Origin of the sequence: Planococcus sp. APC 3900 (assembly GCF_030407735.1) — a bacterium.
Classification (GTDB): Bacteria; Bacillota; Bacilli; order Bacillales_A; family Planococcaceae; genus Planococcus; species Planococcus notacanthi.
Genome location: NZ_JASDCT010000006.1, coordinates 1 through 12,000, shown reverse-complemented (window position 1 = coordinate 12,000; position 12,000 = coordinate 1). Strand labels below are relative to the sequence as shown.

Annotated in this window: 13 protein-coding genes; 11 read left to right on the top strand and 2 right to left on the bottom strand. The window is 45.5% G+C overall.

The window, feature by feature from the left end; genetic code table 11:
* The first annotated feature begins 13 nt into the window (after positions 1-13).
* The 4 genes from QMA04_RS12685 (at position 14) to QMA04_RS12670 (ending at position 2,601) form a co-directional block, all read left to right on the top strand.
* Positions 14-277, top strand: coding sequence for a cory-CC-star protein (locus tag QMA04_RS12685; protein ID WP_191715404.1), 264 nt, complete (start codon positions 14-16; stop codon positions 275-277).
* Positions 278-301: 24 nt separating this feature from the next.
* Entirely contained in the window at positions 302-1,234 is a 933-nt protein-coding gene (locus QMA04_RS12680) for an ArsA family ATPase (protein WP_191715405.1), read from the top strand.
* Between the two features lie 5 nt (positions 1,235-1,239).
* Complete coding sequence (locus QMA04_RS12675) at positions 1,240-2,223, top strand: zinc-binding dehydrogenase (protein ID WP_191715406.1); 984 nt, start codon at positions 1,240-1,242, stop codon at positions 2,221-2,223.
* 69 nt (positions 2,224-2,292) lie between these two features.
* Positions 2,293-2,601, top strand: coding sequence for a magnetosome magnetite crystal formation protein family (locus QMA04_RS12670; RefSeq protein WP_191715407.1), 309 nt, complete (start codon positions 2,293-2,295; stop codon positions 2,599-2,601).
* A gap of 200 nt (positions 2,602-2,801) precedes the next feature.
* On the opposite strand, the gene QMA04_RS12665 is transcribed toward QMA04_RS12670, so the two are convergent.
* Entirely contained in the window at positions 2,802-3,242 is a 441-nt protein-coding gene (locus QMA04_RS12665; protein ID WP_191715600.1) for a YtoQ family protein, read from the bottom strand.
* A 54-nt stretch (positions 3,243-3,296) separates the two neighbouring features.
* A complete protein-coding gene (locus QMA04_RS12660) occupies positions 3,297-3,518 on the bottom strand; it encodes a transcriptional regulator (protein ID WP_191715408.1) in 222 nt (73 codons plus the stop codon).
* A gap of 129 nt (positions 3,519-3,647) precedes the next feature.
* Here QMA04_RS12660 and QMA04_RS12655 point away from each other — a divergent pair, with 129 nt between their 5' ends.
* The 7 genes from QMA04_RS12655 (at position 3,648) to QMA04_RS12625 (ending at position 11,975) form a co-directional block, all read left to right on the top strand.
* The gene (locus QMA04_RS12655; protein WP_290186172.1) at positions 3,648-4,814 is read left to right on the top strand and encodes an exonuclease SbcCD subunit D; all 1,167 of its coding nucleotides are present in this window, start codon (positions 3,648-3,650) and stop codon (positions 4,812-4,814) included.
* Positions 4,811-7,900: an AAA family ATPase gene (locus tag QMA04_RS12650; protein ID WP_290186170.1), complete on the top strand. Its 3,090-nt coding sequence runs from the start codon at positions 4,811-4,813 to the stop codon at positions 7,898-7,900. The genes QMA04_RS12655 and QMA04_RS12650 overlap by 4 nt, the downstream gene beginning before the upstream one ends.
* Before the next feature lie 83 nt (positions 7,901-7,983).
* Positions 7,984-8,670 (top strand): hypothetical protein, encoded by a 687-nt coding sequence (locus tag QMA04_RS12645; protein WP_290186169.1) that lies wholly within the window; start codon positions 7,984-7,986, stop codon positions 8,668-8,670.
* A complete protein-coding gene (locus QMA04_RS12640; RefSeq protein ID WP_290186168.1) occupies positions 8,651-8,863 on the top strand; it encodes a hypothetical protein in 213 nt (70 codons plus the stop codon). Before QMA04_RS12645 ends, QMA04_RS12640 begins: the two co-directional genes overlap by 20 nt.
* 113 nt (positions 8,864-8,976) lie before the next feature.
* Positions 8,977-10,245 (top strand): acetyl-CoA hydrolase/transferase family protein, encoded by a 1,269-nt coding sequence (locus tag QMA04_RS12635; RefSeq protein WP_290186167.1) that lies wholly within the window; start codon positions 8,977-8,979, stop codon positions 10,243-10,245.
* A 118-nt stretch (positions 10,246-10,363) separates the two neighbouring features.
* The gene (locus tag QMA04_RS12630) at positions 10,364-10,807 is read left to right on the top strand and encodes a MarR family winged helix-turn-helix transcriptional regulator (RefSeq protein ID WP_290186165.1); all 444 of its coding nucleotides are present in this window, start codon (positions 10,364-10,366) and stop codon (positions 10,805-10,807) included.
* Positions 10,800-11,975 (top strand): MFS transporter, encoded by a 1,176-nt coding sequence (locus tag QMA04_RS12625; RefSeq protein WP_290186163.1) that lies wholly within the window; start codon positions 10,800-10,802, stop codon positions 11,973-11,975. Before QMA04_RS12630 ends, QMA04_RS12625 begins: the two co-directional genes overlap by 8 nt.
* Positions 11,976-12,000: the final 25 nt, after the last annotated feature.

Genomic DNA, 12,000 nt, shown 5'->3' with positions numbered 1-12,000 from the left:
AAGAGGTGCTGTTATGTTGGTGTTCGATAAACTGAAGCAGTTGATTGCTTATTATGAAGCCGTCCTTGAATTGCCGCATCGTACTGAAATTGCACGTGAACTTCGGGATGAGGACGACTTGTTTCTGTTGATGCTCTACTCGGAGATGCTTGGAATTCCCAACCCTGTTTATTACTACACATTGGAGTTGTATCCTTACATGATTGAAGAGTTTCATGACTGGCATCTGCGGATGGGGATGGATAAATCACCGTTAACCGGTATTCGTTGCTGTTAGTTTCATTAGGAATGAGGGAATGGAATGGATGTACTGTCAAAAAGCATCATTTTTGTAGGAGGAAAAGGCGGCGTTGGAAAATCGACATCAGCTGCGGCCATAGCCTGGAAGTCAGCGGAAGATGGCAATAAAACCTTATTGATTTCGACAGACCCAGCACATAATGTGGGAGATATTTTCAACCAGAAAATCGGCGGCAAAACGAAAGCGATCGCCGATAACCTGTATGCTCTTGAAATCGATCCGGAAATTGAAACGGATAATTATATCAAAACGGTGAAAGCCAATATCAAAGGTACGGTCCATTCCAGTATGATGGAAGAAGTGAACCGCCAATTGGATACCGCCAAAGCGTCCCCGGGTGCAGACGAAGCAGCCCTGTTCGATAAGTTGATCCACATCATCTTGGAAGAACGCCAAAACTTCGATAAACTGGTATTTGATACAGCTCCGACTGGCCATACGATCCGGCTGTTGACGCTGCCTGAACTGATGGGGGTCTGGATTGAAGGGCTATTGGAAAAACGGCGAAAAACCAATGAAAATTACACACAGCTATTGAATGACGGCGAACCGAGAGAAGATCCCATCTACGATGTGCTGAGAGAACGGCAGGAACGGTTTTCAAAAGCACGGGATCTTCTGCTGGATGAACAAGTAACAGGGTTTATCTTTGTATTGAATCCAGAACGGCTCCCGATATTGGAAACTAAAAAAGCGCTGGATCTTCTGCATAACTATCACCTGCATGTCAAAACACTCATCATCAATAAAATATTGCCGGAAGAAGCAGATGGTGAATTTTTATTGGAACGGAAAAAGCACGAGAAGAAATACTTGCAGTTGATCGCAGAGACATTTCCGAAACAAAAGCTGGTCCGTGTCCCGTTATTTTCGCAGGACATTGTCAACAAGACGCAGCTGGAGCTATTCAGTGAATATTTTAAGGAAGGGTGACTGGAGTGAGAGCATTCGTAATCGAATCCGGTGAACTGAAAGTGAAAGATATGGAAGAACCTAAAGCGAAACCCGGTGAAGTCGTGGTGTCTTTAAGAGCTGCCGGCATTAACCGTAGAGATTTGGGCTTGCCCAAGCGATACGGGGATAAGCCTGATGCCCTCATCATCGGCTCAGATGGAGCAGGCATAATCGAATCTGTAGGTGAAGGTGTAACCGACTTTGCTTACGGGGATGAGGTGATTATCAATCCTGCTTTGCGTTGGCATGCCAATAGCGATGCACCGCCTCCGGAATTTGATATTTTGGGCATGCCGGACCATGGAACATTTGCCGAGAAAATTGCCATATCTGCTGGGCAGGTGGAAAAGAAACCCCGTTACATGAGTTGGGAAGAAGCAAGCAGTCTGGCTTTGCCGGCCTTGACGGGCTACCGTGCCTTGTTTACAAAAGGACGATTGAAAAAAGGGGATACCTTGTTTATTCCGGGCGCCGGCAGTGGAGTCGCAACATTTTTGATTCAATTCGCCAAAAGTGTGGGGGCGCGAGTAATTGTTACGTCACGAAGCGAAGAAAAATGCCGGCATGCCAAAGACATTGGTGCTGATTTGGCCATTGCGACAGACAGCGACTGGCCGGAAGAATTAGCGGGTGAAACTGTGGATCTCGTTATCGACAGTGTAGGAGCAGCCACTTTCAACCGTTCACTCGATGTTTTGAAAAAAGGTGGCCGAATCGTCATATTCGGTGCGACGACTGAAGACAATGTCGATTTCAATTTGCGGAAATTCTTCTATGGGCAATACCAGCTGTTCGGTTCAACGATGGGAAGCCGTGAAGAACTGCGGGCCATGCTGTCGCACATGGAGTCGAATCAGCTCCGGCCTGTCATCGATAAAGTATTTCCTTTGGAACAGGCACAGGAAGCGTTTGATCATTTAGCTTCCGGCAGCCAGTTTGGAAAAGTCGTTTTGCGCATTCGTGAATAAAAATTTGAAACTTTTCAGTCAGCCAGCCGTATAGTAAGTATAAGAAAGATTTGACTGGAGGTTTATGTGATGGAAAACACAGGTTTGAAAATACTCGTCCACGCCAGTGCGTTTTTTGCTCCGTTTCTTGTCCCGGTAATTGTTTTTCTGATTTCTGCTGACAAAGAAGTGAAGAAGCTGTCTATTCAGGCATTGCTTTTTCAATTAGTCTTGGGTGTACTGATTTTTATTTCTAGCTTGTTGATCGTTTTCCTTGTCGGCATCCCGATGTTGATTGTCTTCGGGCTGATGGGCATCATCATTCCGATAATGGGGATTATCAGAGCTCTGAACAATGAACAGTTCGACTATCCGATTGTCGGAAGCTGGTACCAATAAAAAAAGCCCTTTGGGGCTTTTTTTATTGGTCTATTCAGCTTAACAATCAGTGGAGGATGAAGAATCCCCGCTGATCGAAATTTCTTCTTACATACAAAAAACAGCCACTGCTCCCTTGGATTTTTAGGGAGAAAGTGGCTGTTTTTATGCTGCTTTAACGGTCAGTGGGGGATTAAGTCCCTACTGATTAAAGTTTCTTTTTATTCGAGGATATAGGCTAGAGCTTTAATCGCCTGGTCGCAGGTTTCGACTGTGGCGTTTGCTTTTCGTGACAATTCTTTTAATGGATGATGCAGCTTCTCTGGACGGATAATGATGACCGGCTTGCCTGAAGCAAGTGCTGTGCTGGCATCCATCGCCGTATTCCATTGCTTGTACTGCTCGCCGAAAAGAGCGATGACCAAATCTGCTTTGTGCATCAGCACGCCTGTGCGCAAATTGTTGAAGCTTGAAGCGGCATGGTCTTTAGCGACGGCATCATGCTGTGGACCAAGAATGTCTTCACCAATGTCATCTGAGCGGCCATGATTTTCCATAGGCCCCACAAAGTCGATCGGCAAATCTAAAGCTGCTGATTTTTTCTTGATTTCTTCACGCCAGGTGCTGTGGATTTCTCCGGCAAGATAAACAGTTAATCTCATCATTTCACCCTCCAAAAGCCATTTCCTCCAGTGTATCATAGTAAGATAGAAGGGTTAAATGATCTGGCGCTCTTTCTGCGTAACGGGCATCAGTGAAAGCACATTATCCATTTTAAATGTGCGTTTCTTGTGGCGAAGAAAGCAGTAGGCCTGGAATGAGTTTCCACTGACTTTTAAAATTTTGACGCGGCGTTTGCTGATGCTGCCATCATTGGCCATATACATCATATCGACAAGCTGCTGGTATTTAAATGCTTTTAGGATTTGTGCTTTCATGATTAACCCTCCCTATAATAAGAACGTTTGTTCTTATTATAGAACATGCATTCGATAAAAACAAGTAGACAGTATCGTGTATAATGGAACGAACATATATTCTTTTAACGTGAAGAAAGGAGCAATACGATGAAGTTTTTTCATACTGCCGACTGGCATTTAGGCAAGCTTGTGCAGGGAATCTATATGACAGAAGAACAGCAATTTGTGCTGGCGCAATTTATAGATGCAATAAAAGAGGAACAGCCCGACGCGGTCATTATTGCAGGAGACTTGTATGACCGTGCAGTACCGCCGACCGATGCGGTCAATTTATTGGACGAAGTGCTGGCGAAAATCGTCTTGGAGTTGAAGACACCGGTATTGGCGGTAGCCGGAAACCACGATAGCCCAGGGAGATTGAATTTCGGCAGCCGGGTGATGAAGATGAACGGAATCCATATCGCTGGCCATGTCCATAAAGAACATCAGGCTGTTATTTTGAACGATGAGTTCGGGGAAGTCCATTTTCATTTGGTGCCCTATACGGATCCATCGATGGTTCGCTATGCATTTGAAGATGATGCGATCCGCAGCCACAATGATGCGATGAAAGCCATTACTGAAAACATAAAATCTTTATACGATCCGCAGGCTCGCCATGTTTTTGTCGGCCATGCTTTTGTGACGCCTCATGGGGAGCAGGAAGAGAACACCAGTGACTCTGAACGTCCGCTGTCGATTGGAGGGGCGGAACACGTTGATGCCCACCATTTCAAAGGGTTTCATTACACAGCACTTGGCCATTTGCACAAAGCCCATTATGTGTTGAATGAAACCATCCGTTACTCGGGATCTCCTTTAAAATATTCAATTTCAGAAGAACATCACCAAAAGGGTTTTCACATTATTGAAATGGATGCGGCAGGAGAAGTATCTGTAAGCAAGCGGCTGTTTTCGCCGAGGCGCAATATGCGTACCGTCGAAGGAACGATAGAGGAAATTCTGCGCCATGAAATCAGCGATGATTTTGTTTTCGTGACTTTATTGGATGAGGCACCTGTGTTGTTTCCAATGGAAAAAGTCCGCTCTGTTTATCCGAATGCCATGCATGTGGAGCGGAAAAAGTTTTCAGGAAGCATGCTGCAAAGCGAAGCTGTTTCGCGCAGGAAAATGGATTCATTGTCTTTATTCCATGCTTTTTATGAAGAAGTGAAAGGCGAAAAAGCGGATGTTGAAACCACGGCCATTTTTAAGGATGTACTTCAGGAATTCCTGCATGAAGAACCGGCCGGCAAAGAAGAGGTGAAGTCATGAAACCCTTAAAACTGAAAATGACCGCATTCGGTCCTTATAAAAATACTGAAGAAATTGATTTTGCCGATTTGCAGGGAAACCAGCTGTTCGTCATTTCAGGCAGCACCGGTTCAGGAAAGACGACCATCTTTGATGGTATCTGCTTTGCCCTGTACGGTTCGGCAAGCGGATCCGACCGCAGTGAGTCGCGCATACTGAGAAGTGATTTTGCGGATGATGCCAGCCATACCTGTGTTGAAATGGAATTCGAAATACACGGCAAAGTCTACCGCATTTTGCGCCAGATGGGCCATGTGAAAAAAGGGAATAAAAGCGCAACCGGGGAACGCTATGAGTTTTTTGAACGCACGGAAGAAGGAGAAAAACCTTGTGTCGAACGGCAGATCGTTTCGGAGATCAACCGCCGCGTTGAAGAGGTTATTGGACTGACACAAAATCAATTCAGCCAAATCGTCATGCTTCCGCAAGGTGAATTCCGTAAATTGCTGACGTCGGAGACAGACAACAAAGAAGAGATTCTGCGCAAGATCTTTAAGACGGAACCGTATAAGCTGATCAGCGAACGCCTCAAGCAGAAGAAAGATGCAGCAGCAAAAACGTTTGAACGTGAACAGCAGGAGCTGAATATTTACATCCAGCGAATCGCGACATCATTGCCGCATCGCGATTCGGAGCTTTTCGAAGTGTTGGGCCGTGAGCATATGAATATCAATCAAGTGCTTGCCGGATTGGAAAATGAGGCCGCTTATTACAGACAGAAGATCAGCCTGGACGAACAAAAGTATCAGGCCGTCTATCAACTGCATGCCGACAAAATGAGCGCTTATCATGAGTCGAAGAAGTGGAACGACCGTTTTGGCGAGCTGGAAGTGAAAAAAGATCAGCTTGACCGTCTTGAACAGCAGCAAACACACTATGCAGAAAAAGAAAAAACGCTTCAATTGGCGGAACGCGCCAGCTATATTACGGGCATCGAAAACCTGTTCCATGAGTTGCGCACGAATGAACACGAGAAAAAGGAGTTGCTGAAGACTGCAACCCGGAAAAAAATGCAGGCGGAGCAAGCAAAACTCTCGGCTGAGCAGGCATTTAATGAACAGCAGGAACTTCAGGGAGAACGGGAAAAACTGCGTGAACAAGTTCTTTATTTCGAAAAGTTGTTGCCCGCCATTAAGGAATTAGCCCATAAAAAAGAAAAGTTGGCCCTTCTGGAGAAAGAAGCGGAGCAATCGGAAATTCACCTTAAACAGGCCGAAAAAGAGTTCAACGCCCAAAAAGAAGAGAAGCAGAAGTTGGATGGACAGATTGCTGAACTGGAAATTTTTTTGGAAGCAGCTGATGAAACGCAGCAGGAGCTGGCCAGCGTCACAGAAAAGCACAGAGTGGCTGCAGAATACGTTTTATTGAAACAGCAACGCCGAAAACAGGAAGCTGTCCAGGAAGCGAAGAAGAGGGATTTTGAACAGGCAAATACGGCTTATCGTGGACTGGAAGCTCAGTGGTTTGCCAACCAGGCCCATATTCTTGCAGACCAATTGCATGATGGGGAAGCCTGCCCTGTCTGTGGAAGCCTGGATCATCCGGGAACGGAGTTGAAGCCAGGGCAGACAGTATCAAAAGAACAAGTCGAATCGGCAAAGTCCGCCTTTGATCAAGTGGATGGTGATTACCGGAATGCGTCTGCTCAGCTCTTTGCTTTGGATGAACAGCTGAAGAAACAGAGCAAGCATTTGGCCAGCCTGGAAGTGGATGCGGAACAGGCAGAAGTACACCTGCGCCACCTTGAAGAGGAGAAAGATCAGTTAACAGAGCTGATTACAGAACAGCAGGCAAGAAAACAGGAGTTGCGGAAATGCAAAGAACAAGTGGCTGTCTGTATCCGGAAAATAGAGCAATTGGAACAGAACAGACGCGGGTTGGAGGAGGAAGTGCAGAAGCGTTCATCTTCCTTCCAGGCAGCAAAAGCCGTGTTCGAAAATGAATTGGCTGCCGTTCCTGAAAATCTGCGGGAGTTGCCTGTTCTGAAACAACAGCTCGAGCAAGCTTCTGCTAAAAAACAGCAGCTGGAGCAGGGCTGGATCAATGTCCAGGAGCAGTTCCAAACATCAAAGGAGCAATTGGCAAGTGCAGTGGTTTCCGTGCAGCATGCCAAAGCGACAGCGGAAGAAATAGCAGAAAAGAGAGAAAAAGCGCAACAGCAATTTGAAGAGGCTTTGATAAAATCGGCATTCGATTCTGAAGAATCCTACCAGCAGGCGAAATTGGCAGATGCGGCATTTGCAGCCTTGAAAAAAGATATTGTAGAGTTTAATCAGGCTCGCCATACTTTATTGCAGCAGGTCAGTGAACTGGAGGGACTGTTGGCAGGCCAAAGACTGAAAGACTTGAGCCAGGCCGAAGCAGAGTTATCGGAATTGAAAGAAGCCTACGAGCAGGCACTTGTGGAACGCAACCGCTCACAGGATTTTGAAAGAGCCGGATTGGGGCTGATTGCCAACATTCAAGGAGTGATTGAAAAAGCCGTAGAAGCTGAGCAGGCTTTAAACCGGATTGCGGACCTTCATGACATGATCCGGGGCCAGAATGGCTTGAAGATTTCGTTTGAGCGCTACTTGCAAATTGAATATTTGGAGCAGATTATCCTGTCAGCCAATGAACGGCTGAAGAATCTCTCCAATGGCCAGTTCCATTTGATCCGCAGCGACCGGCAGGAAGCACGCGGCAAACAAAGCGGGTTGGGCTTGGATGTCTATGATGCCTATACAGGACAGACACGTGACGTGAAAACCATGTCGGGTGGAGAAAAATTCAATGCTTCGCTGTGCCTGGCACTCGGGATGGCAGATGTCATTCAGAGCTTCCAAGGCAACGTCTCGATTGATACGATGTTCATTGATGAAGGATTCGGTTCACTGGATGAAGAGTCACTCAATAAATCAATCGAAACTTTGATTGATCTGCAGAAATCAGGTCGCATGATCGGTGTCATTTCACATGTGCAGGAATTGAAGGCAGCAATTCCCGCCATACTGGAAGTTGAAAAATCAAAAGAAGGCTATAGCCGGACGAAGTTTCTCCTCAAATAAATCCAAGTTCCGGAATCAGACGTTTAGAGCCCCCCTGAAAAGTGAATGGTAAGAGTAATCGGTAAATTACGGAAGGTGATACAGTGGATACGGCGCTTTATTTTTTCTTCACTGCCGCTTACATTCTCTTGGTGATATGGGGGTTCAAGCAGCAGCGGACCTGGAGCTTTACAGCATTTTTATACTTGGTGCTGTTCGGTTTGATATATGACAATGGCATCATTGCAATCGGCAAGTCCATTGGAGAAGGAACGTTTCTGGAAACAGTAAACCTCATGCGTTTTTGGAGCCATGCTTTCTTTACGCCGTTATTGGTGTTGTTCTGCTGGGGAGCCATAAATCAGGCTGGTGTCCGATGGGCAAAGAAAAACATCGTTTTTTACGGATTTCTGTTGTATACAGCGGCGTTGATGGTCATTGAACTGGTTCTCGAAACCTGGGGCCTCGAAATTATTCCAGAGCAGCAGTATGGCGTATTGCGCTATGTATCCGCAGAGACTTCATCCGGACCGCCGATAATGGTTCTCCTGGTGACAGTTGTCCTGGTTCTTACAGGAATTGTGCTTTGGAAAGAAAACGGCTGGAAATGGATGTTGATAGGTGCAGCAACTATGGGGATCGGCAGTGCTGTGCCGATTGAAGTTGAAAGTTCAGCAGCCACCAACGCTTTTGAGCTGTTCTTATTATTTACGCTAGTTTGGACAAAAAACCGTGTAGAAAAAACCAATGAAAACCAAAGGGGTTCAGAAAATGAAGCATTTCAGTTTTAAAGCACGGCTTATTTACTTTGGTGCAATCGCTCTGATCAGTTTGGCTTTTTTTACTTTGCAGCTGATAGCGGTAATGGAAGGCGGCGATGGCATAGGGTCCATTATTTTGATGGTCCTGTGGGCGCTTATGGCTTTATTTGGCTTGGCAGGCATCGTTTTTGCCGTGAAAAATCGGAACCGTCAGAAAAACTGACGGTTTTTCTTTGTCCAAAAAAGACGGAATTGCACAGGAATTCAGCAAATATTATGGGCTCTGTGATATATGGTAAAGTTGTAGAATAACGAAGCAATACGGGAGGTAACAGAATGACGAAGAAGTTGAGTCCACAGCAAGTCATCGAGTTGATTGAGTCGAAAGCAGACCTGATCGTTCCGATCGCCAATGGGGAACCGATTCGGTTATTGGATATATTGGAAGAAAATGCAGCGCAATTGGATGGAGTGAAAATTCATCAGATGCTGGCTTTGCGGTCACGTTCATACATTCAAGGTGATATAGAGCAATTGCGGCATGTGTCTTATTTCTTGAGCGGTGCTACACGGAAAGTCTATCAGCAGGCGAAGATGGAACTGGTGCCAAACAATTTCCATGAAGTGCCGCGTATGCTTCAAAAAGTTACCAAGATGTCGATGGTGCTGACAGTGGCTTCGCCGATGGATAAACATGGGTATTTCACGCTGGGAACGCAGGCTGATTACATCGCCGAATTTATTGGAAAAGTGCCATTCATTTTAGAAGTGAACGATCACATGCCCCGGACATATGGCCGCAACCAAATTCATATCAGCCAGATAGCGGGATATGTCGAGCATCATGCGCCTCTGTCAGAGGAGAAAGTTCCGGAAGTCAGCGATAAGGACCTGCTGATTGCTTCGACGATCATTCAGGACATTCAAGATGGGGATACTTTGCAGATTGGCATCGGCGCTGTTCCAAACGCTGTCATCAGCATGCTGAAAGACCATCGCCATTTAGGCATTCATACGGAAATGCTGCCGGACGGCGTAGCGAAGCTCGTAGCTGCAGGCGCTGTGGATGGTTCACGGAAATACACCTACCCTGGTAAGATTGTCGCCACTTTCGCTTTTGGTTCTAAAAATCTGTATGACTTTATCGATGACAATCCGGCTGTTGAATTCCTGCCGGTCAGCGTGGTCAATGATCCGCGCGAGATTGCTAAAGAAAAGAACATCGTCTCTATCAATGCGACAACCGAAGTGGATCTGTTCGGCCAATGTGCATCCGAGACAGTCGGCGGCAAGTACTATTCCTCCAGCGGCGGCCAAATTGACTTTGCCCGCGGTGTGCGCTTTGCTGAAAATGGCAAAGGTTATATCTGTATGGCATCAACGGCAAAAAATGATACCATATCACGGATTAATCTGCAGCTGACGCCGGGTTCTGTAGTGACTACAGGGAAAAACGACGTGGACAATATCGTTACCGAATATGGAGTAGCCCGTCTGCATGGAGTTTCCATTTCAGAACGCGTCAAGCGTCTGGCAGCCATCGCACATCCGAAATTCCGTGAAGAATTATTGTTCGACGCAAAGAAACACGGCATTTTGATTTGACTGCACTGAGAACCATTTCCTCTACAACAGGAAATGGTTTTTCTTTTGGAAACCTAAATACTTTTCTTTACAGAAAAAGAAAAGGAGTATAAACTTACCTAGGTAACTAAATGCGAGGGTGAGATTATTGAATAAATTATTATTCCACGAAATTCATCAAAAATCACGGCTATCGATCAAAGAAGTGAATGATGCTCTAAAGGAGTTCGGTCTTTACAGCTCACAATGGTCGATTCTGTTCTGTCTGAAGCAATTCGGTTCAATGACTCAAAAAGAAATCTGGAAATATTTGAATGTGGAAGCTCCTACTGTGACAAGAACGATTGTCCGTCTGGAAGAAAGCGGCTGGATAAATCGAAGAGAAGGAACTGATAAACGCGAGAAGATTGTTCAACTTTCTTCTTCTGCTGAACAAAAGGTACCGGAAATAGAAAAACGGATTCGGCGTGTGGAAGAAAATTTATTGTCAAAGCTTTCCGATGAAGAACAGGATCAGTTGATTCATCTATTGAAAAAAATAGGGTTAGAGAGTACTGAAGAAAAGGATGTAAAGAATGGCTGAAAAAAGACCAATTTGGACAAAAAGTTTTATCAATATATCAGTTAGTACCTTTTTTATTTTTGTGGTATTTTATGCATTGCTGACATTTACCCCCTTATATGTGCTGAATGATTTGGGAGGTACAGCTACAGAAGGGGGATTAGCTGTTTCCGTCTTCTTGCTGTCTGCCATTATCATGCGGTTTTTTGCCGGCATGATTCTGGAGAAATTCGGAAAGAAGAACATACTGATTTTTTCTCTATTTTTCTTTACCGTCAGTACGGTATTGTATGTATTTATCGGAAGTTTTACGGTGCTGTTGCTGCTGCGCTTTTTCCAGGGCATCTGGTTCAGTTTGCTGACAACGGTAGCCGGTGCTATTGCTGCTGATATTATTCCCCCGGAGCGGCGCGGCGAAGGTTTGGGCTATTATGGAATCGCCATGAATCTAGCGGTCGTAGCTGGCCCATTCCTCGCATTGTCTTTACAGCCTTATGTATCGTCACAGGCCATTTTCGTCATTCTTTCCGTTATTATGATCATCGGCTTCTTTTGTGCTTTAGCGGTCCAAGTGGACGAAGGTTCTTTTGTCAAAGAACAAAAACACAAATTGACAATCAGCGATTTTCTGGAGAAAAAATCGATGCCGATTGCGACCGTCGGCTTTTTCATCTCGTTCGCGTATGCCAGTATCCTGACGTTCATTTCGGTTTATGCGGAATCGCTTGGACTGATCAAGGCAGCCAGTTTTTTCTTTGTCGTTTATGCCATTGCCATGCTGCTTGTCCGGCCTTTCAGCGGAAGGATATTTGACACCATGGGCCCAGGCGTTGTTATTATCCCATCCATCATCATCTTTGGAATAGGGCTTATCTCGTTGAGCTTTACTGCGTCTTCGTGGATGCTGTTGTTGTCAGGTGCGTTAGTGGGCCTTGGCTACGGAACCTTGCTGCCAAGCTTTCAAACTCTGGCCATACAGGCTGCAGATAAACATCGCAGCGGTTACGCTACCGGAACTTTTTTCGCTTTTTATGACAGTGGAATTGCCATTGGATCGGTTTCGCTTGGCTTGCTTGCAGGATTTGCGGGCTATTCCAATCTGTACTTGATGCTGGGGGTTTTTGTGATCCTCGTTGTTTTTTATTACAGTTGGATCATGTCTAAAGACCGCAGCTCAGCCCAGCAATAAAAAACAATCTAAAAAGGATCCGCAA